The organism is Mycobacterium sp. IDUB_28, from assembly GCF_055419285.1.
Map to the genome: position 1 here is coordinate 556,650 of NZ_JBVAXK010000001.1, position 24,436 is coordinate 581,085.

Consider the following 24,436-nt stretch of genomic DNA (forward strand, 5'->3'; position numbering starts at 1 on the left):
CGGCGGTCGCGATGGCCGCGCTAGACCGGCTGGTGCGCTTCGGCATTGGCGACTCTTCCCTTTCCTTGCGCGTGTTCGGTGCGGTGGCTGCGCAGCGCGGTGGCTATACAACCCAACGCGAAGACCGCCAGCACCAACGGAAGCCAGAGCCGCCACAGAAGACGTTCGGCGTGCAGTTGAGAGTTGGCTTTGAGTTGCGCGGTGACCGACTCGTCGTCAATAGTCACCCAGTCGGTGGGTAGCCCGCCGAGGCTGACTGTCTTCGGCGCTGCAAGTCCGCCGCCGCTGAGGACGGCGGTGCGGTTGCTTGTCGCCTGCGCGCTCAGTACCGAATCATCCTGAGCGCGAACGGTGTACACGGTACTGGTGGCCCATCGGACCTGAAACGGGCCCGGGGTGCGGGATGCGGATACTCCCACTGGAAGGCGGCCGCCGGTCAGACCCGCCAGCTCGGCCAGCGTGGCGGTCGGGGCGCCGTCGGCGGGTGCGGGCAGTGTCGCCTGCCACACCCGGACCGGCACGCCGTCCACTGAATCCGTGCCGGCGGCGACGAGCGCGACGGTACCTGCCGGTCCGCCGTCAGTGGTGATCGAGAGCGAACGACCACTCAGCGTCCCGGCCAGCGACACGGTGCCGGGGCGGCCGCGATGGTCGGTCACCGTGCGCGCGTGCGCGGCGGGTGTGGAGTTTCGGGCCGGCACCGCGATCAGCAGCACCGCCGCGACGATGATCAGCACCCCGGCGGTGGCCACCAGCAGCCTGCGACGGGCAGTGGCGTTGGCGACGCTGCGGGCGGGCCACAGGAAGATCGTCAGCACCGGTACCGCGTAGAGCAGCCAGCCGAGCACCTCGACGAGCCGCGGATCGGCGGGTATGCCGAACAACCCGGTGATCAACGCGCCACGCACCGAACTGCCCGGGATCCAGGACGACAGGTCGAGTACCTGCTGCTGCCCGATCGCCACCCAGCCGGCCTCGTGGGCGGTCCGCAATGCGCTGAGCACCAGCCCTGCGGCGATGAAGACGAGGAACGTACCGGTGATACGGAAGAAACGGCTCAAGTTGAGAGTCAGGCCGCCGAAGTACAGGCCGACACCGAGTGCGATTGCCACCGCGATCCCTGTCAACCCGCCGATGACAGCCGCCCAGTGGCTGTCGTGCGACGCCTGAACCGTCGCCAGCAGAAAGACCACCGTCTCGAAGCCCTCCTTCAGGACCGCCAGGAAGGCCATCAGCGCCAGCGCCAGGAAACTGCCCCGGCCGAGAGCGTCTCGGGCCTCACGTTCGAGGTCGCCCTTGAGCCGGCCCGGGTTGCGGTTCATCCAGATGATCATCGAGGTCACGAACACCACCGCGACCGCCCCGATGACGGTTTCCATCATTTCCTGCTGTCGCTGCGGCAGCGCCGCCGACAGCAGATCCAACCCGACCCCGACGCCCACACTGAGCAGAACCGCGAGGGCCGCGCCGGCAAGCATCGGCCGGATCGACCGGCCGTTGCGCTTGAGGAAAGCGGCGACGATGCTCACGATGAGCGTCGCCTCCAGGCCCTCGCGCAGGCCGATCAGGAAGGTGCCGATAAACACGCCGTTCACTTAGCACAGCCTAACTAGGTGCTGGGCATCGCTGAAATCACGCGGAGGCCCTTTGCTGGCCGCACCGTCCCCGCCGTCACAAGCGTCGCCCCAGTCACGGCTTGAACCCACTCGGGCGTCATGATGTCACCGTGGCACAGCAGTGTGACCAGACGCGTGTGCTGACCCGCAAAGTCGCGCTGGAGTGGGATTGTCGCTCGGAGCCGGGCAATCGTCTGCACACAGCCGGACGGTGAGTACTGGGACGCGAGTGACGGCGCGGTCCCCGGTGCGGGGACCTATCCGGTGATCACCGGCAAACTTGACCATCCCCGCACACTGCTCGTGTGCGCCTTCTGTGCGGCGGCATAGTCGATTTCCCATGTCGGCCACCGCTTGATGACCTCTTCGAGTGCCACCCGCGCCTGCATGCGCGCCAGCGCCGAACCCAGGCAGAAGTGCAGACCGTGACCGAAGCTCAGGTGTCCCCCACTGCGATGGATATCGAACCGCTCACCATCGGGGAATCTGCGCTCGTCGCGGTTGGCAGAACCGTTGAGCAGCAACATGATCGAGCCCTCAGGGATCAGGGCCCCGTGACACTCGACGTCGCGCGCCACGTAACGCGCCTGCACCGGTGACGGCGCTTCGTAGCGCAACACCTCCTCGATCGCTCCCGGAATCAGCGACGGATCCGCCACGATCTCGCGACGTTGGTCAGGATGTTCGGCCAACAGCTGACCGATGAAGCCGATCAGCCGGGTCGTCGTCTCGTTGCCCGCTCCGGCGATCATGCTGGTGTACATCAGCACTTCGGTGCGATCCAGCCGCCGCACCACCCCGTTCTCCTCGATCTCGGCGTTGAGCAACTGGGTCATCACGTCGTCGGAAGGGTGCTCCATCCGCCAATCGATGTATTCGGAGAACACCTCATAGCTCTTCTCGAACAAATCGTCGTCGATCGCCCGAAATGTGCCCTCGCGCAGGTTAATCGCCCTCCCACCCCGATCGCGGATATCGGCCTGACTTTCCTCGGGGATGCCCAGCAGGTAGCCGATGGTGCGCATCGGAATCATCGCCCCCAGGTTAGCGATGAAGTCGAAGCGGCCCGAACCGACCAGCGGGTCGAGCGCCCGCACACAGAAGTCTCGGGTGAGCGGTTCGATCGCCTCCATCCGCCGCGGTGTGAAAACCCGTGACAGCAACCGGCGATGCAGATCGTGCAGGGGCGGATCCTCGAACAGAATCACACCGGGCGGTACCTGGATACCGCTCATGATGATGTCCATCGTGGTACCACGGCCCGACCGGTAGGTCTCCCAGTTCGTCAATTCGGGGGCGACATCCTCATACCGGCTCAGCGCATAGAAGTTGAACTTGTCGTTGTAGTACAGCGGAACCTCGTCGCGCATCCGCTTCCAGATCGGATACGGGTTGTCGTCGATGTCGAAATCGAACGGATCGTAATAGATCTCGGTCGTCGTCATGCAGTCCCCGCGGCGAGCGGACGAGCGGCTTCGGGCACTACGACCTCACCGACCCGCTTCAGATATGGCCACGCCACGTCCGGCGGCACCCCGCCGCACAATGGCGACAGGGTCAGCATCTTGCCGGACCGGATTCGCGAAACCGCTTGTTCCACCGTTATTATCACGTGCGACTTACCCGTCTCGCGCAGCTCGTCGACGGTGTCCACATGCGAGAAGCCAGCCGACGTCTCGTTGCCGGGATTCCACGCGGCATAGGTGCGCGCATCGTGCAGCAGGTGCTCTCCGAGCTCCGACCACGCCTGGTCCACGTCATCGGCGACGAAGGTAACCGACGGCGTATTGCGATCGGGGAAGAACGCCGGCCCCGGTTCGAAACCGTGCTTGCGACAGGAGTTCTCGTAGGCCTCCCGCATACCCGGGACATTGCCGTTGGCAAGCATGCCCAGCCCGTACCTCCCGGCGCGCCGCGCGGCGGCCAGACTGCCGCCGCCCCACATCATCGCTGGGCCGCCGGGTGTCAGCGGTTGCGGAGTCACCGCAATCCGACGCCCGTCCTGCACGACCGTCTCACCGGCGAGCAGACGGCGCAGCAGACCCAGCTTCTCGTCGGCCAGCCGGCCCCGGTCACCCAGTGCCAACCCGAACATCTCGTACTCCTCGGGCCGGTATCCGAGCGCCATGATGTAGGACGCCCGCCCGGCGCTGGAGATGTCGAGGACTGCCATGTCTTCGGCCAGTCGCACCGCGTCGTAGAACGGCAGGATCAGGATCAGGCTCAGCGCCAGCCGCTCGGTGCGCGCCGCTATCGCCGAGGCGAGCAACAACGGAGACGGCAGATACCCGTCCTCAGAACCGTGGTGCTCGCAGACCACAGCGGCCAGGGCGCCGTGACCCTCCGCCCAGGCGCACATCGCTGGGGCGGCGGCATAAAGTGCCGTCGGATTCGCCCCGAACGCCGGAGCCCGCATGTCGAAGCGCAGCGTGTACACGCCATCTCCTAGACAACCTAATATTTGTGCCACGTACGCTACGTCGGTCTGGCGAACGGGGTCAACAGCTAGTTTGAAACTAACATCTGGTCCGGATATTGTAACGTCCATCGAGCAACCACCTGGGAAAAGAGGAAAGATGACGACGGCGTCAGACTTACTAGGCTACAAGGGCAAAAGGGTATTGGTGGTCGGTGGAGCGACCGGCATGGGCGCAGCCGCCGCACAGATCGCCAAGGACCTCGGCGCGCATGTCACGGTGATGGACTTCGCGTCCGTTGACTACGACGCCGACAAAGTGATCTCGCTGGACCTCAGCGACCAGGACTCGATCGACCGGGCGGTCGACGAACTCGACGGGCCCGTCCACTCTCTGTTTTCTGCCGCGGGCGTCGCCGACGGACCGAAGCTGATGCAGGTGAACTTCATCGGGCACCGCCACCTCATCGAGCGGTTGTTCGCCAAGGATCTGCTTCCCCGGGGCTCGGCCATCTGCTTCATCTCGTCGGTCGCCGGGATGGGCTGGGAGAACGACCTGGAGCTGGTGCAGGACTTCCTGGCCACGCCCGACTACAAGTCGGCGCACGACTGGTGTCAGGAGCGCGAACCGCAGGGCATCATCCACTACGGCTTCAGCAAAAAGGCGATCAACGGCTATGTCGCATGGCAGGGCTACCACTTCCAGAAGAAGGGTGTGCGGATCAACGCTGTCTGCCCCGGTCCCACCGACACCCCGCTGGCCCGCGCGAATGCCGACCTGTGGCTGACTTTCGCGCAGGACTACCGCGACGACACCGGCAGCGCGACGCTGACACCCGAGGACATCGGCAAAGCGATGATCATGCTCAACAGCGCCGCGTCGGGTTCTATCAACGGCATCACGCTCAACGTCGACCAGGGCCACGCCATGTCGTCGATCACCGGATCGTTCGCGCCCGGCAAGGCGATCATGGACCTGATCACCGGCCGCGTTCAACTGGCCTGATCAGTCGAATGCGTTCCGCGGCAGGGTCATCGGCACGTCCAGCGAGCTGAGCAGGCCCGCTTCAGCGGCGACCACGTAGGGCACGGCGTTGACGACGCGCATCGCCGTCGACGTCGTGGACACCACGTCGATCCTTTCCTGGTGAGAAACTGCAGCCGCTGTTCCGTGCCGTCAACCTGACATTTGTTCAGCATTGCCTGGCTCCCGCGAGCCGAGGGGGCGGGCAAGCGTTCAACTAAACTGCCGCGAGTGACGGCCAACCCGCTGGAGGAATTGACTCTCGAGCAGTTGCGCCACCGCACCAGCATGAAATGGCGCGCCCACCCGGCCGATGTGTTGCCGTTGTGGGTCGCGGAGATGGACGTCCGGCTGGCGCCGTCGGTGGCCGAGGCTATCCGGCGGGCGGTCGACGCCGGCGACACCGGATACCCGCACGGCAAGGCGTACGCCGAGGCGGTGAGCGAGTTCGCCGCGCAGCGCTGGCAGTGGGCCGGGCTGTCGGTGGGCCGAACCCGCGTCGTCCCCGACGTCATGCTCGGCGCCGTTGAGATGCTGCGACTGGTCACCGACCGGGGTGACACCGTCATAGTGAATTCCCCGGTGTACGCCCCGTTCTACGCGTTCATCTCGCACGATGGCCGGCGCGTGGTCGAAGCGCCCCTGGGCCCGCAGGGCCGAATCGACCCGGATGTGCTGGCGGATACTTTTGCGCAGGCGCGTAAGTCGGCAGGGGCGAGGGGGAAAGTCGCTTTTCTGTTGTGCAACCCGCACAACCCGACGGGTGCGGTACACACCGTCGCCGAGCTGAGCGGTGTCGCCGAACTTGCCCGCCAGTTCGATATCCGCGTGGTGTCCGACGAGATTCACGCTCCGTTGGTCTTGGCCGGGGCGCGCTTCACCCCCTATCTGAGTGTGCCCGGAGCGGACAACGCTCTGGCGCTGACGTCTGCGTCCAAAGCCTGGAATCTGGCCGGCATCAAAGCGGGACTGGCCATCGCCGGGCCGGAATCGGCCGCCGACCTGCGCCGGATGCCCGAGGAGGTGGGCCACGGCGCCAGTCACCTGGGGCTCATCGCGCATACCGCGGCCTTCAGCACCGGCGGCGACTGGCTCGACGCACTCCTGACCGGGTTAGACGAAAACCGTTCGCTGCTCGGCGATCTGGTCGCCGAACACCTGCCCGCAGTGCGGCTGCTGCGCCCGGACGGCACGTATCTGGCCTGGTTGGACTGTCGCGAACTCGGCATCGAAGACGCGCACAGCGCGGGGGTCAAAGTGGTGGCCGACCTGTCCGGGCCGGCACGCTGGTTTCGGGACCGGGCCCGCGTCGCGCTCAGTTCCGGACACGTGTTCGGCACCGGTGGATCCGGTCACGTCCGACTCAACTTCGCTACCTCGAAAGCTATTCTGACCGAAGCGGTTTCGCGGATGGGACGAGCGGTGCGCGAGCGCCGCTGAATTGCAGCCGGTGCGAGTCGTTCGTCGATCACGAGTTCCGGGTGACGGCGAGCACCGCCGCGGCGAACTCGGGACGGCACACCACCAGGTCCGGCAGTCTCGGATCGGACTGGTTGTAAGCCAGCGCCGACCCGTCGATACGCGAGGTGTGCAGACCTGCTGCCCTGGCGACGGCCACCGGCGCTGCGGAGTCCCATTCGAACTGGCCCCCGGCGTGCACGTACACATCGGACAAACCTTGCACGATCGACGCTACTTTTGCTCCGGCAGAACCCATTTCGACCAGGGTGCCGTCCAGCGCATCCCGCACGGCCAGCGCGATGGCAGGCGGACGGGTGCGCGACACCACGATGCGGGGCTTGTCGGGGGTGGCGGGCGGTGGCACGACCTCGGGCGTTGCCAGGGTAACGCCCTGCGCCGGCAGCGCGACGGCGCCGGCCACCAGCTCACCGGCCTCCCAAAGGGCGACGTGGACCGCCCAGTCGGTGCGCCCGAGTTCGGAGAATTCGCGGGTGCCGTCCAACGGGTCGACAATCCACACCCGCTGCGACCGCAACCGGACCGGGTCGTCGGCGCCCTCCTCGGAGAGCACTGCGTCGTCGCCGCGCTCACGGCTCAGTGCCGTCATGAGAAAATCGTGAGATCGCTTGTCCCCCGCGGCCTTCCGTTCACCGGCCTCCGCGTCGGCGAACTCCGCACGCACGCCGAGCAGCAATTGGCCTGCGTCGGTGGCCAACTGCGCGGCCAGGTCATGATCGTTCATGCCACCAGCTTTCTCAACAGGGAAATGTTGGCAATGTTAACCGTCTTTACCTGTCTACGCGTGAGCGCTCTCAGAGCCCGAACTGGTCTTCGATGACGCCCAGCCAGATCTGCGCCGCGTCGATCGCCACCTTTTCGCTGATGAACGCGTGCTGGGTGCCGGTGTAGATATCGCGGAAAGCACGTTCCAGGCGGCTGCCTTCGCGGATCGAACTGGTGCCCGCGACCAGGTGAGCCCATTCGGCGCACTCGCGGGCCGTGTCGGTGGCGTACACCGCTGCCGCGCGCATATCCGCGCGCAGGCTCGGACTGAGGTCGGCACCGGCGGCAACCGCGGATTCGGCGGCGGTGAAAGAGTCGAGAACCAGCAGACGCGCCGCACGCCAGGCCGAGACGTGGTGTGCCAACCCCTTCTGAAAGGTGGGTCGGCTGGCCAATGACGCCATGTCGCTCATCCGGAATTTCGTCGCAGCCAGATCGGTGACGTCGTCGAGCATGCTCTTGGCAACCCCGAGTGCCCAGGAGGCGTGTCCGGCGGCGGTCACCGGCATCAGCCCCATCCGGGCAGCCGGCGAGGTTCCGCGCTGCGGCACCCGCTCGAACAGCGCGAACGTGCGTCCGGCCGGCACGAACACGTCCTCGACGCTGTAGTCATAGGACCCGGTGCCCTTAAGCCCCTGCACGTGCCAGCCGTCGTTGAACCGGATCTCCGCGCGCGGCATGACAGCCACCTGCATGTCAGGGATGCCGTCGCCGATCCAGCGCATCTCGCCGTTGTCCATCGGGAAGAACCCCGCCGCCACGTACTGTGCATGGCCGGTGCCCGAACCGAAGCTCCAGGCCCCGCTCACCCGGTACCCGCCGTCGACGACGATGCCCTGTCCGTTGGGGAAGAACTGGCCGCCCATCGTGACGTGGTTGTCGTGGGCGGTGAACACTTCGGCGAAGCCGTCGTCGGGAAGATAGGTGGCCGCAGCGAACCGCGACGGCAGATTGGCGATCCCGATCCAACCGAAAGACCCATCCTGCCAGGCCATTTCGATCCACGTTTCGATCATCTCGGCTAGTGACGGCTCGCTGCCACCGGCCTCGGGCGGACTCAACGCCGTCATCAGCCCGCTGGCCCACAGCTCGTCGACGATCGCGTCGGTCAGGGTGCGGTTCCGTTCGGACGCCGCAGCTTCGGCTTGTACCAACTCGCGCATCCGCTGCGCCTGCGCCAGCACCGATTCACTCTTGATCGCGGTCATTCGTCTGTCCTATCAGCATTACTCGGGGAACCCGAACATCTGCACCACCTCGTGGTCGCGGCCGGCCGTGTAGCCGCCGTCGACCGCAATGGCCTGACCCGTCACGAACGACGCGTCCGGCGACACCAGGAAAGCCGCCATTGCCGCGACCTCCTCGGGCCGGCCCAGCCGCTGCAGAGCGTGCTCACGGGTGATCGAAGCGCGCGGGCCCTCCATCCCCGGCATACCGAAAACGCTTTCAGCTAGCGGGGTTTCGATGAAGCCCGGGCAGATCGCGTTGGCCCGGATCCCACTGGGCCCGTAGTCGACCGCGATGTTCTTGGTGAGCAGCACCACGCCGGCTTTGGCGGCGTTGTAGGAACTGCCGCCCGCGGTGCCCTCCAGACCCTCGACACTGGCCAGCGTCACGATCGAACCGCGCTCGCCGTCGACCCGGGGTTGTTCGATCATCCTGGCCAATGCCGCTTTGGCCACCAGAAATGTGCCGGTGAGGTTGACCGCGATGACCCGGTCCCACTCGGATCGGGGAAGCAGGTGAACGGGGCCGCCACCCGCGACACCGGCGGAATGGACCACACCGTCGAGGCGGTCGGGCACGGCGGCGAATACCGCGGCGACCGCGGCCTCGTCACTCACGTCGGCGGCGACGAAGCAGAACCGCGGTCCCAGATCCGGCGGTGCCGCCAGGTCGGCGCCGACGACAGTGCCCCCTTCGTCGAGCAGTCGCCGCGCGGTGGCCAACCCGATGCCCGATGCGGCCCCCGTCACGACGAATGTGCGCGAGCGTGCTCGATCCGGCATCGTCAGCTCTCCAGGTCGTTGGCGCAGCGATTCAGAATCGCCTGAAAGCTCAGCCGCAGCAGCGGGCGACTGACCTTCTCCATCAGCTTGCCGCCGGCATACACCGGGTGGGTGTAGTTGGTCAGCCAGTCCACCTGGGTGCCATCGCCGGAGGGGGTGAAGGTCAAGGTGCCGCCCTCGTGATCGAATCCGGGGACCGAGCGCACGATCAGGTAGGTGTAGCTGTGCGGCCGGTCGTAGGCGGTGATCTCTTCGCGGAACCACATACCGGCCCCCCACACTTCCCGGACCGCGCCCGCACCCTCGGCCGGTGAGTTCTTCGCCCACCCCGACGTGATCACCAGCGGAGCCGCGACCAGGGCCGCCGGGTCGGCCAGCCAGTCGAAGACCTGTTCCACGGGTGCGGCGATTCGGCGTTCCACGCGAATTTCGACCATGGCCACTCATGCTAAACGCCGGCGCTGCCCGGCTATTGCCCGCTGGTGCAACGGCATTTACCCTTGCCGATTCCGGTTACACCCTGCGCCAGGGGGGAACGACATGAACCGTGAGCAGCAAAACCGTCGCCATCACCGGCGCGACCGCAGGCATCGGCCGCGCCACGGCGCTCAAGTTCGACGAGGCGGGTTACCGGGTTGCCGCGTACGGCCGTAACCGCAAGGCGCTCGACGAGCTGCGGGAACAGCTGCGGCCCGAGGCGGTGGTGGACTCCCTCGAGGTGCAGGACCCGGACGCCTGGGCCACCCGGCTCCGCGAACTGGCCGAACACACCGGCGGCACGTTGGATGTGCTGATCAACAATGCCGGCATCCTCAAGGCCGGCCGCTTTGTGGACATATCACTGCCGGATCAGCGCAGCATCATCGACGTCAATGTGGGTGGAACGCTGAACGGCTGCCATTCGGCATATCCATATCTGCGCGCGACGCCCAACGCTCAGGTCATCAACGTGTCGTCTGCGTCCGCCATGTACGGTCAGGCCGAACTCGCGACGTACTCGGCCTCCAAGTTCGCGATCCGCGGACTCACCGAAGCGCTCGATTTGGAATGGGCCGCCGACGACATCCGGGTGTGTGCGGTGTGGCCGCTGTTCGTCGACACCGGAATGGTGGACGGTGTGGACACCGGCAGCACGCGCACGATGGGAATTTCGCTCACCGTTGACGACGTCGCCGACACGATTTTGAAGATCGCGCAGGGCCGGCCCCGGCTGCCGCATGGGCCGCACTATGCGGTCGGCAGGCAGGCCAAGGCACTGATGACTATCGCCAACGCCGCGCCGACCTGGATGCTGCGCGAGATCAACCGCCGCGCCACCGGCGTTTAACGCGTGAGCTTGTCGAGCGGGTTGGACCGTTCCAGCATGCCGAAGGTTTCCTCGCCGTCCCAGCGATAGCGCACCCCCGCCTGCTGCACCGCGGGAAAGCTGGACGTCTCCTGCTTGAGCGCCTGCATCGAATACATATCGTCGTTGTGGTGGATGTCGTGGGTGGTGAACACCGTTTGCCCGTCGATTGCGACGGTTCCTTCGGCTGTCTCCAGCACCAGTGACACGTCGTCGGGCCCCGGTTCGAGTCGGGTCAGCCAGGGTGCTTGCACCGCGCGTGCCGGTATCAGCGTGCCGGAGCCGCTGAACACAAATCCCTCGTTGTAGCTCGGCTGGCCGTCCGGCCGCGGCGGGTAGGCGATGTAACCGAATGCCTTGCCGCTGGGGAAGACCGCGGACTGCCAGCAGTGCCCCCAGAATCCGGCGAGCTTGCGCACCCCTTGTCTGCGGATCCGCAATCCGCTTCCGGTGAAACGTTTTTCGGTTGCAGCGACCGATACCCGCCCGACAGCGGTGAACAGTTGTTCGTAGCGGGGGCCACCCATCATGTTGCCGATCGAGTCCTGCAGCTGCAGCGCGGCGTCGGTCCGCAGCGCACCCTGCACCCAAGGCGGAACGGCCATGGTGGCCTCGACGTGAAAGCTGATAGCGACCGTCGGGCCGTCTTTGCGGCCTCGGACCAGATCGGCGGACGAAGTCTGCACCGCGGGCCCGTCGTAGCTCATCGTCCAGGTCTTGAACGGTTCGATGCACTGAAACACCAAGCCGCCGGCGCCGAGCACCGTGGGTCGGCCGGCATTGTCCAGCGCCGGTAGCGACGTGCCATTGGTCCGCAGCCGGTACACGCGCCCGTCGGGGAACGCGACATTGACCTGAATGTCATGGGCGTCCCAGTTGGCGGCGACCGCTTCGATACCGATACGCGGCAAGCCCAGTTCGCCGCGGTCGTCGACCACCCACAAGCTGACCGAGTCACGCATCTCCGGGTCGTCGGGGCGTTGCGCGAAGACGAGTTCGCGGGCCGGGTCGATACCGCCGGTCAGGTCAATGGACATGTGAATCCTTGACATTGGCGGTCCAGTTCCGCGCGGCGCCGACGTATCCGGCGAAAAGTGCTCGCAGCTCGTCGAAGTCGATGCCGAACGCCGCCGGGTCTGCGTGCGACGGCGGTTCGCGTTCGGCGGCCGCTGCCGCCCACCAACTGTGCATGCGCGCTTCGAACTCCTCCCCCACCGGCAACCCCAGCCAACCGTACAACTCGGTGACCACACCGATCGGATCATGTTGCATGGCAACGAAATCGATGTCGTAGAAGCGCTCGTCGGCATCGTCCGCGCGGAATTCCAGGACCCGTTGCATGCCGCGCGACCAGTGTTCGACGTTGAGCCGGCCGATGTACTTGAGGTCGACGTCGTCGCTGAACGACCCGATGATGTCGGCGTAGAGGTCGGCAACCGACAAGATGACGTCGGTGGGGTCGCGGTGTGTCATCACAAACCGTGCGTCGGGAAAAACCGCATTTAAGGCGTCGAGCCACAGCACGTGCGACGGACACTTCAACCGCCAAGGCCGGTGCGGCTCCCCGAATTGCAACAGTTTCATCACCCGACGCTGATAGCGGTACGTGGACGTCAGATCCGCCGAGTCGACCAACCACGATGAATAGGAGGGTATTTCGGCGAACGACTGAAAGATGTGCGACGTGAAATTCAACGCCATCAGCTCGTGGCATTCCATCGGACCGTGGACTGCGGCCGGCACGTGGTAACGGGTGCCGACCATTTCGCCCTTGTCGGGCGGGATGCGTGGGTCGGGTCCCCGCACCGTCGCGGGCGGCGGGCACGGCTGCGACGACTCCCACCGGCGCAGATAGCGCACCTCGGGATCCTGGGCCAGCAACATCGACAACACCGTCGAGCCGGTACGCGGCAGCCCCAGTCCGATCACTGGCTGCACCAGCGGCACGTCGTCGATTTCGGGGTGCCGCCGATACCAGTCCTCGACCTGCAGACGCTGTGCGAGATAACCGACGATGCGCTGCCGCAAAAACGCCTGTCCCCGGTCGTTCAGCCGAGCTTCGCGGTCGAGTGCGGACAGCAGGATAGCCAGACCGTCGCGGAATGATTCTGCACCGAAGTCTTTCAGGCCGGTCTGCGCGCGGGCCTCGCCGAGCACCTGATCGATGGAGGGCACACGGCCGACGATAGAGCCAGAGCGGTGCGGTCGGTAATACCGATTAGGGAATACAGCCATGCCAAGTTTGTATGGCTAGTCGGTCGGTCACACTGGGTGCATGACCTCCACTGCAATAGCTCAGCGTGACTCAGCCCAGAAAACCGCATCCCGGATGGGTGCGGGTTTGGTCGGCATGGGGATCCTGCACTTCGCCGCACCCAAACCGTTCGACGAGATCATCCCGGTCGAACTGCCCGGAACCGCGCGGTTCTACACTCACGCTTCCGGCGTCGCGGAGGTCGGCATCGGGGCCTTACTGCTTGCGCCGCAAACCCGGAAACTCGGGGCGCTGGCGGCCGTCGCGCTGTTTCTCGGGGTCTTTCCCGGCAATGTCAACATGGTCCGGCTGTGGTGGGACAAGCCGTGGTACATGCGAGCCCTCGCCATTGCCCGTCTGCCGCTGCAGATTCCGATGATCACCACCGCGCTCAAGGTTTACCGCAACAGTTAAGTTCGCGACCCGACGCGGTGCAGGGTGCCGTCCGGGTCCACATAGGCGAACTCTCGTAATCCGTACGGAGTTTCGCGCACCGGGTGCAGCCGGCCGCCGAGACCGTCCAACGCTTTCCACTGCGCGTGTAAGGCATCGGCGTCACTGACGTACAGGTAGACACCGGCGGCGGTGGTCTGCGGATCGTGTTCGGCCCACTCGGTCAGGTGCAGGGACACCGATCCACGGTCGACGAAGCCGTAGCGGTCGGGGCCGTCGTAGGCGCGGGTGTCGAAACCGAGCCGGCGGTAGCGGTCCAAGGCGGCCGCGAGGTCGCGCACGGGCACGATCGGCGCCACTGAGGTGAATTCGACGTCAGGCACCTCGGCAGTCTGTCACCTGGCTCGGAGCCACCGGATTCGGTAGCCCGCTGTCACCGAACGCATCGGCGCCGCTTACCGTAACTTGCGGGAGCAGCACACAACAGGAGACAGCAGAGTGGCACTGACTACGAAGTTCACCGAGGCGTTCGGCGTCGAGCACCCCATCGCCCAGGGCGGCATGCAGTGGGTCGGGCGCGCGGAATTGGTTGCCGCCGTTGCCAATGCGGGCGCATTGGGTTTCATCACGGCGCTCACCCAGCCGACACCGGGAGATCTGGCCAATGAGATCGCCAAGACCCGCGACCTGACCGACAAGCCGTTCGGGGTGAACCTGACGATCCTGCCGGCGATCAACCCGCCGCCGTACGACGAATACCGCCAGGTGATCGTCGAGGCGGGCATCAAGATCGTCGAGACTGCCGGCTCCAACCCGGCACCGCATCTGCCGATGTTCCACGACAACGGAATCAAGGTGCTGCACAAGTGCACTTCGGTGCGCCATGCGGTCAAAGCGCAGAGCCTGGGCGTCGACGGCATCAGCATCGACGGTTTCGAGTGCGCCGGCCACCCCGGCGAGGATGACATCCCTGGCCTGGTGCTGATCCCAGCGGCGGCTGACAAAATCGAGATCCCGATGATCGCCTCCGGCGGTTTTGCCGATGCCCGCGGCCTGGTCGCCGCCTTGGCGCTGGGTGCCGACGGCATCAATATGGGTTCGCGCTTCATGTGCACCGCCGAATCGTGTATCCACCAGAACGTCAAGGAGGCCATCGTGGCCGGCGACGAGCGCGGCACCGAGTTGATCTTCCGCAGCCTGCGCAACACCGCACGGGTGGCTTCCAACGTGGTGTCCCGCGAAGTCGTCGAAATCCTGAAGGACGGCGGCCAGTTCGAGGACATCAAGGACCTGGTGGCCGGCACCCGGGGCCGCAAGGTATTCGACGACGGTGATGTCGACGCCGGCATCTGGAGCGTCAGTACAGCCATGGGTCTGATCAACGACATCCCCACCGTCGGCGAACTGGTGACGCGTATCGTCAGCGAAGCAGAGGAACTGATTTCGGGCCGGTTGGCCGGCATGACCTCGGCAGCAGCCCCGGCTTCGGCCTGACATCTCGGCGCCGGCCAGGCGCTCCAAGAATCTTTCAAGAATCCTTTTAGGTCCCGGCGAGAACGTTGCGTCGATAACAACATCGCAACGACTCATCTACCCACGCCATTACGACGGCCACTTCGGGCGGCTTCGTCGAAAAGGGAACCTGAAATGACCGATATCGCGCACCCGCTGCCTCCTGACCTGCGCGAGCGACTCGCCGAATTGGCACCGCTGCTCGACGCGCTCACCGCGGCCGCGATCAGCGGCGAGGTCCCCGGACCTGAACTGCTGGCCGCCACCGCGGCAGCCAGACCGTTGTTGTCTGCACTGGCGCAGGACCCCAACGACGGCGAACCCTACTCGCGGTCGATTTTGCGCGTCGACGACCGGGTGGAGATCATGCTCGCCCGCTGGCGACCGGGCCACCGGTGCGCCCCCCATGACCACGGCGGCTCCAGCGGCATCGTCATCCCCGTCACCGGGCGGTTCCACGAACGCCGATTCGACTGGGCGGGAACACAACTCGCGGCTACCGAGGAGACCACGCGGCAGCCGGCGGCGGCGATCACGATTTCGCCCGACGTCATCCACGACATGGCGGCCGAGACCGACGGCATCACGCTGCACCTGTACAGCCCGCCACCGGCCGGCATGCGAGTGTTCGACATGGAGTACCGCGAGGCGCTCGAACTCGTCGGCGACTACGGCGCCTGGATCCCAGCAGGCGACCATCCCCGCATCCCGTTCGCCGCCATCGCGCCGAAAACTCAGACCAAGCCGGTCATCTGGGTGGGATACACCACCCACTACCGCGGCGGTTCGGCGGAGTTCGCCGTGGCGGCCGCCACCATGGGACGCGAATTGTCCGCCGCACACCCCGAGGCCGAAGTGATCGTCTCCGGTCTGCGCCACAAGACTGAGTTTGAAACCGAACTCGCCTGGCTGGCGCTGTGCGGTCGGGTGCTCAGTCAACTGCACCTGATCGGCCATGCGGGCATGTACGGCCCCATGTTCGGTTCCACGGAGTGGCCTGAGCAGTTCTCACCGCACGAATGGCGGGCCATCACCATTCCGTTCACCCCCGACGGACGGGCTTACTTCCACGCCTGCCGAACCGCGCGCTGGTTCGCCCCGTTCTTCGCCGACGTGTTCGGGGTGTCCGCGTTCGGCAACCACAACTACACCACCGTGTCCGCTCGCAGGGACCGGTTTGCGTGGGCGGGCCGTCAACCGGCGGCTCGCCCGAATCTTTACCTGATCGCGGCTCCGGGCAAGAAGTCGCACGGGTGGTCCGGAAGTATGCGCAAGTATCTGGGTTGCGCCGCCGAACCGATGATGGAAAGTCGGCCCGCCGCAACCCATCCCGAGCGTTCGTACGACCGGGTGGCTGAACTCTACGACCGCGCCTACGCCGACATCCGGGTCCGCGACGCGGAGTGGAAGTGGGTGGCCAATCGGATTGCCGCGGTCCACGACGACCTCGGCCGCCGCGTTCGGGTGCTCGAGATCGGTTGCGGCAACGGCGCTCTGCTGCGCGCCCTGGATGACAACGGCCACATCGACTTCGCCGTCGGCGTGGACAGTTCGGCTGGCATGCTCGCCCGGGCACGCGAGCGCAGCCACGGCCGCGGCAGGCTGCGCTTCGGCAAGGTCGACGGACCCGTGCTGGACGTGCCTGACGATCACGTGGACGTGGTGGTCTCGTTCCTCTCGTTCCGCTACCTGGATTGGGATCCGGTGATGGCCGAGATCCGCCGGGTGCTGGCTCCCGGTGGTCGATTGTGGGTGGTCGATATGGTCGAAAAACCGGCCCGGATGCGCGATCTACCGGTGCTGGCCCGCTCGGCCGCCGCACACGTGCGCACCCGACGCACCCGGCCTCAGTTCGTCACCGATCTGGCCTCCCTGACCACCCACCCGGATTGGCAGAACATGCTGCAACACAACCCAATTCGTGCCGAGCACGAGTACCGGTGGTATTTCGGCAGCCGTTTCCCCGACAGCCGACTGCACACATTGACAGCCACCATGTCCGCGCGGGTGCTGGCCTTCGACTCCGGACCGTTGACGAAGGGGCAGACCGCGCCCTTGTCTTACCCGTGACGCCATGAGCCCGAATTCCTGCCTGGGCATCGTCGATTGGGGTATCGGCGGTGTCGGCCTGCTCAAAGCCCTGGACCGGTCGGTGCCCGGCCTGCCGGTGCTGTACTGGTCGGATGCCGGTGTGCTGCCGTATGGCCGGATGACCGCCGATGAGTTGACCGATCGGCTGTTGACAGTGGTCAGCGCACTGGCCGAGCGAGGCGTGACCGAGGTGGCGCTGGCCTGCAACGCTGCCAGCACGGTGACGCACCGACTGGGCGCCGCCACGGTTCCGGTGCGGGGAATCATCACTCATGGGTTGGCCTCGGTTCCCAACGAGCTGGACCGCGTCGGGGTGGTGGGCGGGCGGCGCACCATCACCGCCGGTCATTACCGCCGCGGACTCGCCCGATCCGGGCGGGTGGTGGTGTCCCGAGTGGCACAGCCGCTGTCCGCGCACATCGAAGCCGGTCACACCGGCTCCCCGCGGTTTCGGGCGGATTTGGCCAAAATCCTGGCGCCGCTTCGTCGAATGGACGCCTTGGTGCTGGCCTGCACGCACTACCCCGCTGCCGCCCGCTGGTTCGCGGACGCGCTACCGCAGACCCGGCTGATCGATCCGGCCGAACACATGGCCGCCGCGATCGCCGCGCGGTATCCGCAGTTGCAGCAGGCGGCGCCGGCCACCCGACTTTTCCTCACCTCGGGCGACCCGGAGGCGATGCGGCGCGGCGCGGCGCGGGCCTGGGGCACCGTCCTGACTGCTGCCACCGTCGGGTACCGAGACCCACCCGCCGTGGCCTGCTGACCCGGCGGATTACCTGGGCCGCGCCACGATCACCGGCGTGTGCACCGAATGCACCACCGCGTGGCTGACCGAGCCGAGCATGAGCTGGGCGATCCAGCCGCGGCCGTGGCTTCCGACCACCACCAGTTGCGCCGAGCGGGACTGATCGATCAGCTCGCGGGCCGCCCGGTCCCGGACCACCCGGCGTCGCACGGTGACATCGGGATAGCGCTCCTGCCACCGGGCCAGCCGCTCGCCCAGGATCTGTCCCGCTTGTGACTCCAGCTCCGCCCAGTCGAACCCGCCGAGGTCGAGAACCTCGCCGTCGCTCCAGGCGTGCACCGCCACCAACTCGACACCACGACGCGACGCCTCGTCGAACGCGATGTCGGTGGCCAGTTCCGAGACCTCCGACCCGTCGATTCCGACCACCACCGGAGCATCGGCGGCAGGCGCGGGCTCCTCGTCGCGGACGATGACGACAGGACACTTGGCGCCGTGCATGACACCGGAACTCACCGAACCCAGCAGGACCCGCCCTACCACGCCCCGCCCGTTGCTGCCGACGACGATCCGCTCGGCCCGCTCGGACAGCTCGACCAGTGTCGGGACCGGCGGCGAGGTCTTCAGTTTGCTCGCGATCTGAATCGTCCGATCCGCGCCCACGGCCTCGTGCGCAAGGTCGACTGCCTGACCGAGTATCCGGCGGCCGTCGTCTTCCTGCCATACCGCCGCCCCGCCCGGCAGCGGTATCTGCGGAAACGTCGGCACGTAGGCATTGAGCATGTGAACCAGGGTCAACGGGACATTGCGAAGCGCCGCGTCACGGGCCGCCCAGACAACGGCAGCGTTCGATGACGGCGACCCGTCAACTCCCACGACCAAGCCCTGCCGCTCGACGGATGCGTTCATCTCATTCCTTCCTCACACTTCTCCAACACCGACATACCCGCTCAGCGGTACACCGCCGCCGCGCGTCTGCAACAGCATGGCAGGGTGACGGTGGTGCCCAACACTTCTGACCTCCGCGACATCGACACCTCCGCCGGTGTGTTGCGCTACTACGACTCGGCCAACGACGGCGCACCCACCCTGCTGTTCCTACACGGCTCGGGCCCCGGCGTGACCGGGTGGCGCAACTTCTGTGGTGTACTGCCCGCCTTCGCGGACCACTTCCGTTGCCTCATCCTGGAATTCCCCGGTTTCGGCGTTACCGACGATCTCGGTGGCCACCCGATGATCACCGCCCAGGGGGTGGTGGCGCCGTTCTTGGATGCGCTGGATATTGAGCGGGTACACATCATCGGCAATTCGATGGGGGGCGGGGTGGGGATCAACTTCGCCATCCGGCACGCCGACCGTATCGACCGTTTGGTGACCATCGGCGGCATCGGCACCAACACCTTCAGTCCCGGTCCCAGCGAGGGAATCCGACTGCTGCAGGAGTTCACCGAAGAACCGACCAGGCAACGACTCGTCGACTGGCTCAAGTCGATGGTGTACGACCAGGCCTTGGTGACCGAGGAACTCGTCGAGGAACGCTGGCAACTGGCCATCGATCCCCAGACCCTGGCCGCAGCGCGCCGCATGTACGGGAAGGCCGCGTATGCGGCGATGATGGCGGCGATGAGCGCCGCCGACCGACCGATGCCGTGGGCGGTGATGCACAAGGTGACCGCACCGACCTTGCTGACCTGGGGACGCGACGACCGGGTGAGCCCGCTCGACATGGCGCTGATCCCGATGCGCACCATTCCCAATGCCGAACTGCACGTATTCCCCAACTGTGGGCACTGGGCGATGATTGAAGCCAAGGCCGCGTTCGAGAGCACAGTGCTGGCGTTCCTGTCCCGCTAGTCATGGGCCCCGGCCGACGACACATCACTCTGCGTGCAGGGCGCAAAACTGCGGGAGCACGACACCGCCGGCGCAGTGTCAACGCCGGGGAAGCCGGTCGCTTCAGCGTTCGGCGCCGCACCGGTGATCAGGGCAACTTTACCGGCCAGTCTCATGTGGTCTTCTGCGTCAGACCGGCATCCACGACGAGCTGGGTGCCGGTGATGTATCGGCCCTGCTCGGAGGCGAGGAAGACCACGGCGTTGGCGATGTCGACCGGCTCGACCCACGGCACCGGCAACAGGTTGCGCGCCATCAGCACCTCGGCGGCGTCGGCTGCCGTCGGATTCTCCAGATCTGGACGCAGGCGACGGAAAGTATCGTCATTCAGCACCATCGGGGTCGCCACGGCGCCGGGATGCACCGTATTGACCCGGATCCTGCGCGCGCCGAGCTCGTTGGCCAGCGTGCGGGCCAGGCCGACCACGGCATGCTTGCTGGCGGTGTAGTGCGCGGTGTTGGCGGTACCCCGAATTCCGTTGGTGGAGCTGATGATGACCACCGATCCCCCGTCCGGGCCGAGGTGCGGCACCGACGCCCGGACCGTGTGCCACACCCCGGTGAGGTTGATGTCGAGTGTGCGTTGCCATACCTGCGGGTCCAGCTCCCATGACGGCGCGCCGGCGGTGTGGATCCCGGCGTTAGCGATCACCACGTCCAGCCGACCCACCTCGCTGACCGCGGCGTCGACGACACCGGTGAGCGCAGCGAGATCGGCGACATCAGCCAGGCCCGTCACGCAACGGCGACCACGTTCCTCGACTTCGCTTGCCGTGACGCGTAATTCGTCGGCGGCCTGCGGGAAGTCGAGCGCGATCACGTCGGCGCCTTCCTCAGCGAACCGGAGGCAGTGCACCCGGCCGGTCCCCCGCGATGCCCCGGTGACCAGGACGGCCCGGCCCGCCAAACCTGTGCTCATGGCGCCTTGAGGAGGTCGAATCCCTTGTAGCCGGCATCGGCGACCTCAGCGCAGATCTGGTTGTAGGTGGCGAACCCACCGACGAACAACATGAAACCGCGTGGCTTTCCGGGCACATTGGCGCCCATGTACCAGGAGTCGGCCTTGACGAACAGGGACGCGTCGGCGCGTCGCTTCAACTCCACGCCCCAACCGTCCACCGCATCCCGGGTGGGTTCCATTGCGGCATAGGCGTGGTCGTCGAGGTAGCCGATGGCGTCGGCGATCCAGTTCACGTGCGCCTCCGCGTGCAACACCATGTTCGCCAGTACGGCGGGAGCCCCGGGGCCCGAAATCACGAACAGGTTGGGGAATCCGTCGATGCCCAGGCCGAGGTAGGTACGGGGTCCGTGTGCCCAGTTATCGCGCAACGACACTCCGTCGCGACCGACGATGTCGATCTTGCCCAGCGCCCCGGTCAGCGCATCGAAACCGGTGGCGAACACGATCGCATCAAGGTCGTAGTGGGCGGCTGAGGTGTTGATGCCGGTGGGGTCGATCGATTCGATCGGGGTGGCGCGCACGCTGATCAGCGATACGTTCGGCTTATTGAAGGTCTGAAAGTAGTTGCTGTCGGTGCAGATTCGCTTGGTCCCGATCGGATGGTCGTTGGGAATCAGCAACTCTGCTGTCGCGGGATCGTCGATCACGGCGCGGATTTTCTCCTCGTAGAATCGGCGCGCCTCGTCGTTGGCCGTCACGTCTGTCATCTGATCCGGGAATGTCTTTGAATACAGCACACCGCCCAGCTGCCAACGCTTTTCAAAGGCAGCACGCCGCTCGTCGGGGCTGAATTCCATCGTCGGCTTCGCCGCGGTGAGGTGCGGCGAGCCGCCACCGCTGAGCCAGGACAGGCGGCGGCGTTCGGCGTAGCCGGCCTTGATCTCGGCGAGTTCTGCTGCGGACAAGGGCGCGTTGCCGGCCGGCACACTGAAGTTCGGGGTGCGCTGCAAGACGTAGAGATGTGCGGCCTGCTCGGCGATGATCGGAATCGTCTGAATGCCAGAGGATCCGGTGCCGATCACCGCGACCCGCTTTCCGGCGAAGTCCACGGGCTCGTGCGGCCAGTGTGCGGTGTGATAGACCTCGCCTGCGAAGGTGTCCAGACCCCTGACGTCGGGGATCATCGCATCCGACAACGGTCCGGTAGCCATCAGACAGAACCGCGCGGTGAATGTTTCCCCGGTGTTGGTGCTGACCGTCCAACGCAACGTCGCCTCGTCGAACACGGCCGAGACGACGCGAGTCTCGAATACGATGTCGCGGCGCAGGTCGAGCTTGTCGGCGACCCAGTTCAGGTAGCGCAGAATTTCGGCCTGGGTGGCGTACTTCTCGGTCCAGTCCCACTCCTGCTGCAGTTCATCGGAGAACGAGTAGCAGTAGTCGACGCTTTCCACATCGCAGCGCGCGCCCGGATAGCGGTTGTAGTACCAGGTACCACCGAGCGCCGGCGCGGCCTCGATCACCCGCACCGACAGCCCCTGGGAACGCAGCTTGTGCAGGGCGTACAGACCGGCGAATCCGGCCCCGACCACGACCGCATCCAGGGTCTGCTCATCGTCCACACCGTTCACCGTAGGACCTCCGCCGGGGTTGCGACGCATCTGGTCCGCTGACCGGGATTGCCGGTGAGTCGCAGCGCCCAGTGGAGTAGACACAGATGCAGCCCCACATACGTTAGGACGACAGCATGAGCGAGCGGGTACTTGACCGAGTAGTAGAGCTAGCCGACCAACTGCGCGAGCAGGCCACCGAGGCAGAGCGGATCGGCCGGCTCACCGACGACACCGTCAAGATGATGAAGTCGGTGGGGTTGATCCGGCTGCTGCAGACCAAGCAGTACCAGGGCTTCGAGGTGCATCCCCGCGAATTCGCCGAGACGACGATGGCAACTGCGGCACTGGATCCGGCGGCCGGCTGGATCGTCGGCGTGGTCGGCGTGCATCCCTACCAGTTGGCCTACGCCGACCCGAAGGTCGCCGCCGAGATCTGGGCCGACGACGTCGACACCTGGATGGCATCCCCCTACGCGCCGCAGGGCGTGGCCAAGCCGGTCGACGGCGGCTACCTGTTCAACGGACACTGGCAATTCAGTTCCGGCACCGACCACTGCGACTGGATCATCCTGGGTGCAATGCTGGCCGACTCCGAGGGCGTACCGCTGATGCCCCCGAAGATGATTCACATGATCCTGCCGCGCAAGGATTATCAGATCGTCGACGACTCGTGGAATGTGGTGGGGCTGCGCGGGACCGGGTCCAAGGACGTCGTCGTCTCCGACGCATTCGTGCCGACGTACCGGACCATGGACGCGACCAAGGTGATGGACGGCACCGCGCAGCGCGAGGCCGGGATGACTGAACCGCTCTACCTGATGCCGTGGTCGACGATGTTCCCGCTGGGCATCTCCGCGGCCACCATCGGGATCGCCGAAGGGGCGCTGGCTGCGCACCTGGACTACCAGCGGGAGCGGGTCGGCGCGACCGGGACTGCAATCAAGGACGATCCCTACGTCATGTACGCCATCGGCGAAGCCGCTGCCGACATCAACGCCGCGCGCCAGGAGCTGCTGGCCAACGCCGACCGCATCTATGACATGGTCGCCGCCGGCAAGGAGGTGTCCTTCGCCGACCGCGCCGCCGGCCGGCGCACCCAGGTGCGCGCGGTGTGGCGGGCGGTGTCGGCCGTCGACGAGATCTTCGCCCGCTCGGGCGGCAACGCCTCGCGAATGGACAAGCCGTTGCAACGCTATTGGCGCGACGTGCACGTCGGCCAGATGCATGCCATCCATGTACCCGGCTCCACCTACCACGCCTCGGCGCTCAGCTCGTTCGGCGTGGAACCGCCGATGGGGCCGCTGCGCGCACTGATCTGATCTGAGGAGTTGTCCGTGAGTGACTTGAAAAGCCTTGGCTACATTACAGTTTCGACCGCCGACATCGAGCGATGGCGCAAGTTCGCGTTCGGCGTGCTGGGGTTCGCCGAGGGGAAGGGCCCCGACCCGGATGCGTTGTACCTGCGGATGGATGAGCGGGCCGCCCGCATCATCGTCGTGCCTGGCGAGACCGACCGGGTGATCACCGTCGGCTGGGAGGTCCGCGACCGTGCCGCGTTGCGGCGGGTCAAGGCCGCGTTGGACGGCGCCGGCGTCCCGGTCAAGGAGTTGTCAGTCGGGGAAGCCGACGCCCGCCGGGTCGAAGAGGTCATCACCTTCGAGGACCCGGCCGGCACCACCCTGGAGGTGTTTCACGGCGCCGTGCTGGACCACAGCCCGGTCGTCACACCGTTCGGGGCGAAGTTCGTGACGGGCGACCAGGGCCTGGGTCATGTGGTCGTACCGGCGCGGGACCCTAACGGGTTGTTCGACTTCTACACCGAGGTGCTGGGATTCCGGTCGCGTGGCGCGTTTCGGATACCGCTGCCCGCCGAGTTCGGACCGATCCGGGTCAGATTCCTGGGCATCAATGCCCGCCACCACAGTTTGGCCATAGCTCCCGCGATGCATCAGCGCGACCCGGGACTGGTCCATGTCATGGTCGAAGTGGACACCCTCGACGCTGTCGGGCAGGCACTAGACCGCGTCAATGCCGACGGCTTCCAGGTGTCGTCCACGCTGGGACGCCACACCAACGACAAGATGGTGTCGTTCTATGTGCGTGCCCCCGGCGACTGGGACATCGAGTTCGGCACCGAGGGTATGCGCGTCGACGAAACCTCCTACACCGCAGAGGAAATCACCGCCGACAGCTACTGGGGGCACCAGTGGATCGACGAGCCGCCCGCGGCGATGCGGATGTAAGTGGCGCGAGGTGGCGCGAGCAGACGCAGAATCGCATCACGGGGCAATGATTTGGACGATTCTGCGTCTGCTCGGCAGGTGAGGGTGACAGCCGACACACTCGTGTGGTATTCCTATTAGGAATATTCCATGTA

23 protein-coding genes and 1 pseudogene are annotated in these 24,436 nt (G+C 66.1%); 10 read left to right on the plus strand and 14 right to left on the minus strand.

Annotated elements, in window-relative coordinates; translation table 11 throughout:
- Positions 1-20: 20 nt before the first annotated feature.
- The 3 genes from efeU to ACZYZ9_RS02570 form a co-directional block, all read right to left on the minus strand.
- A complete protein-coding gene (gene efeU, locus ACZYZ9_RS02560) occupies positions 21-1,595 on the minus strand; it encodes an iron uptake transporter permease EfeU (protein WP_463824625.1) in 1,575 nt (524 codons plus the stop codon).
- Positions 1,596-1,873: 278 nt separating this feature from the next.
- Complete coding sequence (locus ACZYZ9_RS02565) at positions 1,874-3,061, minus strand: cytochrome P450 (RefSeq protein ID WP_463824626.1); 1,188 nt, start codon at positions 3,059-3,061, stop codon at positions 1,874-1,876.
- A complete protein-coding gene (locus ACZYZ9_RS02570) occupies positions 3,058-4,053 on the minus strand; it encodes an LLM class flavin-dependent oxidoreductase (RefSeq protein ID WP_463824627.1) in 996 nt (331 codons plus the stop codon). The genes ACZYZ9_RS02565 and ACZYZ9_RS02570 overlap by 4 nt, the downstream gene beginning before the upstream one ends.
- Before the next feature lie 139 nt (positions 4,054-4,192).
- Between ACZYZ9_RS02570 and ACZYZ9_RS02575 the strand changes: the two genes are divergently transcribed.
- The gene (locus ACZYZ9_RS02575; RefSeq protein WP_463824628.1) at positions 4,193-5,038 is read left to right on the plus strand and encodes an SDR family oxidoreductase; all 846 of its coding nucleotides are present in this window, start codon (positions 4,193-4,195) and stop codon (positions 5,036-5,038) included.
- On the opposite strand, the pseudogene ACZYZ9_RS02580 reads toward ACZYZ9_RS02575, so the two are convergent.
- A pseudogene (locus tag ACZYZ9_RS02580) lies at positions 5,039-5,149 on the minus strand (dihydrodipicolinate reductase); the annotation flags it as partial.
- A 138-nt stretch (positions 5,150-5,287) separates the two neighbouring features.
- Between ACZYZ9_RS02580 and ACZYZ9_RS02585 the strand changes: the two are divergent.
- Entirely contained in the window at positions 5,288-6,496 is a 1,209-nt protein-coding gene (locus tag ACZYZ9_RS02585; RefSeq protein ID WP_463824629.1) for a MalY/PatB family protein, read from the plus strand.
- Positions 6,497-6,524: 28 nt separating this feature from the next.
- Here ACZYZ9_RS02585 and ACZYZ9_RS02590 read toward each other — a convergent pair whose 3' ends face one another.
- The 4 genes from ACZYZ9_RS02590 to ACZYZ9_RS02605 form a co-directional block, all read right to left on the minus strand.
- On the minus strand, positions 6,525-7,259 hold the full coding sequence (locus tag ACZYZ9_RS02590; protein WP_463824630.1) for a 3'(2'),5'-bisphosphate nucleotidase CysQ: 735 nt from the start codon (positions 7,257-7,259) through the stop codon (positions 6,525-6,527).
- 70 nt (positions 7,260-7,329) lie between these two features.
- Positions 7,330-8,508: an acyl-CoA dehydrogenase family protein gene (locus tag ACZYZ9_RS02595; RefSeq protein ID WP_463824631.1), complete on the minus strand. Its 1,179-nt coding sequence runs from the start codon at positions 8,506-8,508 to the stop codon at positions 7,330-7,332.
- Between the two features lie 18 nt (positions 8,509-8,526).
- Positions 8,527-9,309, minus strand: a complete 783-nt coding sequence (locus ACZYZ9_RS02600) for an SDR family NAD(P)-dependent oxidoreductase (RefSeq protein ID WP_463824632.1) — start codon at positions 9,307-9,309, stop codon at positions 8,527-8,529.
- 2 nt (positions 9,310-9,311) lie between these two features.
- On the minus strand, positions 9,312-9,746 hold the full coding sequence (locus ACZYZ9_RS02605) for an SRPBCC family protein (RefSeq protein WP_463824633.1): 435 nt from the start codon (positions 9,744-9,746) through the stop codon (positions 9,312-9,314).
- 110 nt (positions 9,747-9,856) lie between these two features.
- Here ACZYZ9_RS02605 and ACZYZ9_RS02610 point away from each other — a divergent pair, with 110 nt between their 5' ends.
- Entirely contained in the window at positions 9,857-10,636 is a 780-nt protein-coding gene (locus tag ACZYZ9_RS02610) for an SDR family oxidoreductase (protein ID WP_463824634.1), read from the plus strand.
- Here the strand turns inward: ACZYZ9_RS02610 and ACZYZ9_RS02615 are convergent.
- On the minus strand, positions 10,633-11,691 hold the full coding sequence (locus ACZYZ9_RS02615; RefSeq protein ID WP_463824635.1) for a hypothetical protein: 1,059 nt from the start codon (positions 11,689-11,691) through the stop codon (positions 10,633-10,635). The two genes, ACZYZ9_RS02610 and ACZYZ9_RS02615, sit on opposite strands and share 4 nt — an antisense overlap.
- A complete protein-coding gene (locus ACZYZ9_RS02620; protein WP_463824636.1) occupies positions 11,681-12,829 on the minus strand; it encodes a sulfotransferase family protein in 1,149 nt (382 codons plus the stop codon). Before ACZYZ9_RS02620 ends, ACZYZ9_RS02615 begins: the two co-directional genes overlap by 11 nt.
- Positions 12,830-12,929: 100 nt before the next feature.
- On the opposite strand from ACZYZ9_RS02620, the gene ACZYZ9_RS02625 reads away from it, so the two are divergent.
- Positions 12,930-13,322 carry a DoxX family protein gene (locus tag ACZYZ9_RS02625; RefSeq protein WP_463824637.1) on the plus strand — a complete coding sequence of 131 codons (393 nt, stop codon included), beginning with the start codon at positions 12,930-12,932 and terminating at the stop codon, positions 13,320-13,322.
- Here the strand turns inward: ACZYZ9_RS02625 and ACZYZ9_RS02630 are convergent.
- Positions 13,319-13,684 carry a bleomycin resistance protein gene (locus ACZYZ9_RS02630; RefSeq protein ID WP_463824638.1) on the minus strand — a complete coding sequence of 122 codons (366 nt, stop codon included), beginning with the start codon at positions 13,682-13,684 and terminating at the stop codon, positions 13,319-13,321. The genes ACZYZ9_RS02625 and ACZYZ9_RS02630 overlap by 4 nt on opposite strands.
- Positions 13,685-13,799: 115 nt before the next feature.
- Between ACZYZ9_RS02630 and ACZYZ9_RS02635 the strand changes: the two genes are divergently transcribed.
- The 3 genes from ACZYZ9_RS02635 (at position 13,800) to ACZYZ9_RS02645 (ending at position 17,670) form a co-directional block, all read left to right on the plus strand.
- Positions 13,800-14,795 (plus strand): NAD(P)H-dependent flavin oxidoreductase, encoded by a 996-nt coding sequence (locus tag ACZYZ9_RS02635; protein ID WP_463824639.1) that lies wholly within the window; start codon positions 13,800-13,802, stop codon positions 14,793-14,795.
- A gap of 153 nt (positions 14,796-14,948) precedes the next feature.
- On the plus strand, positions 14,949-16,883 hold the full coding sequence (locus ACZYZ9_RS02640; RefSeq protein ID WP_463824640.1) for a methyltransferase domain-containing protein: 1,935 nt from the start codon (positions 14,949-14,951) through the stop codon (positions 16,881-16,883).
- 4 nt (positions 16,884-16,887) lie between these two features.
- Positions 16,888-17,670, plus strand: coding sequence for a glutamate racemase (locus tag ACZYZ9_RS02645; protein WP_463824641.1), 783 nt, complete (start codon positions 16,888-16,890; stop codon positions 17,668-17,670).
- Between the two features lie 9 nt (positions 17,671-17,679).
- Here the strand turns inward: ACZYZ9_RS02645 and ACZYZ9_RS02650 are convergent, their stop codons facing one another.
- Positions 17,680-18,561 carry a universal stress protein gene (locus tag ACZYZ9_RS02650; protein ID WP_463824642.1) on the minus strand — a complete coding sequence of 294 codons (882 nt, stop codon included), beginning with the start codon at positions 18,559-18,561 and terminating at the stop codon, positions 17,680-17,682.
- A gap of 93 nt (positions 18,562-18,654) precedes the next feature.
- Here ACZYZ9_RS02650 and ACZYZ9_RS02655 point away from each other — a divergent pair, with 93 nt between their 5' ends.
- On the plus strand, positions 18,655-19,506 hold the full coding sequence (locus ACZYZ9_RS02655) for an alpha/beta fold hydrolase (RefSeq protein WP_463824643.1): 852 nt from the start codon (positions 18,655-18,657) through the stop codon (positions 19,504-19,506).
- Positions 19,507-19,657: 151 nt separating this feature from the next.
- On the opposite strand, the gene ACZYZ9_RS02660 is transcribed toward ACZYZ9_RS02655, so the two are convergent.
- Both ACZYZ9_RS02660 and ACZYZ9_RS02665 read right to left on the minus strand, forming a co-directional pair.
- Positions 19,658-20,464 (minus strand): mycofactocin-coupled SDR family oxidoreductase, encoded by an 807-nt coding sequence (locus tag ACZYZ9_RS02660; RefSeq protein ID WP_463824644.1) that lies wholly within the window; start codon positions 20,462-20,464, stop codon positions 19,658-19,660.
- Positions 20,461-22,107 carry a flavin-containing monooxygenase gene (locus ACZYZ9_RS02665; protein WP_463824645.1) on the minus strand — a complete coding sequence of 549 codons (1,647 nt, stop codon included), beginning with the start codon at positions 22,105-22,107 and terminating at the stop codon, positions 20,461-20,463. Before ACZYZ9_RS02665 ends, ACZYZ9_RS02660 begins: the two co-directional genes overlap by 4 nt.
- Before the next feature lie 86 nt (positions 22,108-22,193).
- Here ACZYZ9_RS02665 and ACZYZ9_RS02670 point away from each other — a divergent pair, with 86 nt between their 5' ends.
- Both ACZYZ9_RS02670 and bphC read left to right on the plus strand, forming a co-directional pair.
- Complete coding sequence (locus ACZYZ9_RS02670) at positions 22,194-23,378, plus strand: acyl-CoA dehydrogenase family protein (RefSeq protein WP_463824646.1); 1,185 nt, start codon at positions 22,194-22,196, stop codon at positions 23,376-23,378.
- Positions 23,379-23,393: 15 nt separating this feature from the next.
- Positions 23,394-24,302, plus strand: a complete 909-nt coding sequence (bphC, locus tag ACZYZ9_RS02675; RefSeq protein WP_463824647.1) for a biphenyl-2,3-diol 1,2-dioxygenase — start codon at positions 23,394-23,396, stop codon at positions 24,300-24,302.
- Positions 24,303-24,436: the final 134 nt, after the last annotated feature.

Excerpts from the sequence above, each read along its gene's own strand:
- ACZYZ9_RS02575 (WP_463824628.1), top strand. The coding sequence starts at position 4,193 with ATGACGACGGCGTCAGACTTACTAGGCTACAAGGGCAAAAGGGTATTG.
- ACZYZ9_RS02605 (WP_463824633.1), bottom strand. The coding sequence starts at position 9,746 with ATGGTCGAAATTCGCGTGGAACGCCGAATCGCCGCACCCGTGGAACAG.
- ACZYZ9_RS02595 (WP_463824631.1), bottom strand. The coding sequence starts at position 8,508 with ATGACCGCGATCAAGAGTGAATCGGTGCTGGCGCAGGCGCAGCGGATG.
- ACZYZ9_RS02650 (WP_463824642.1), bottom strand. The coding sequence starts at position 18,561 with ATGAACGCATCCGTCGAGCGGCAGGGCTTGGTCGTGGGAGTTGACGGG.
- ACZYZ9_RS02645 (WP_463824641.1), top strand. The coding sequence starts at position 16,888 with ATGAGCCCGAATTCCTGCCTGGGCATCGTCGATTGGGGTATCGGCGGT.
- ACZYZ9_RS02565 (WP_463824626.1), bottom strand. The coding sequence starts at position 3,061 with ATGACGACGACCGAGATCTATTACGATCCGTTCGATTTCGACATCGAC.
- ACZYZ9_RS02670 (WP_463824646.1), top strand. The coding sequence starts at position 22,194 with ATGAGCGAGCGGGTACTTGACCGAGTAGTAGAGCTAGCCGACCAACTG.
- ACZYZ9_RS02660 (WP_463824644.1), bottom strand. The coding sequence starts at position 20,464 with ATGAGCACAGGTTTGGCGGGCCGGGCCGTCCTGGTCACCGGGGCATCG.
- ACZYZ9_RS02640 (WP_463824640.1), top strand. The coding sequence starts at position 14,949 with ATGACCGATATCGCGCACCCGCTGCCTCCTGACCTGCGCGAGCGACTC.
- ACZYZ9_RS02665 (WP_463824645.1), bottom strand. The coding sequence starts at position 22,107 with ATGCGTCGCAACCCCGGCGGAGGTCCTACGGTGAACGGTGTGGACGAT.
- ACZYZ9_RS02590 (WP_463824630.1), bottom strand. The coding sequence starts at position 7,259 with ATGAACGATCATGACCTGGCCGCGCAGTTGGCCACCGACGCAGGCCAA.
- ACZYZ9_RS02625 (WP_463824637.1), top strand. The coding sequence starts at position 12,930 with ATGACCTCCACTGCAATAGCTCAGCGTGACTCAGCCCAGAAAACCGCA.
- ACZYZ9_RS02615 (WP_463824635.1), bottom strand. The coding sequence starts at position 11,691 with ATGTCCATTGACCTGACCGGCGGTATCGACCCGGCCCGCGAACTCGTC.
- ACZYZ9_RS02600 (WP_463824632.1), bottom strand. The coding sequence starts at position 9,309 with ATGCCGGATCGAGCACGCTCGCGCACATTCGTCGTGACGGGGGCCGCA.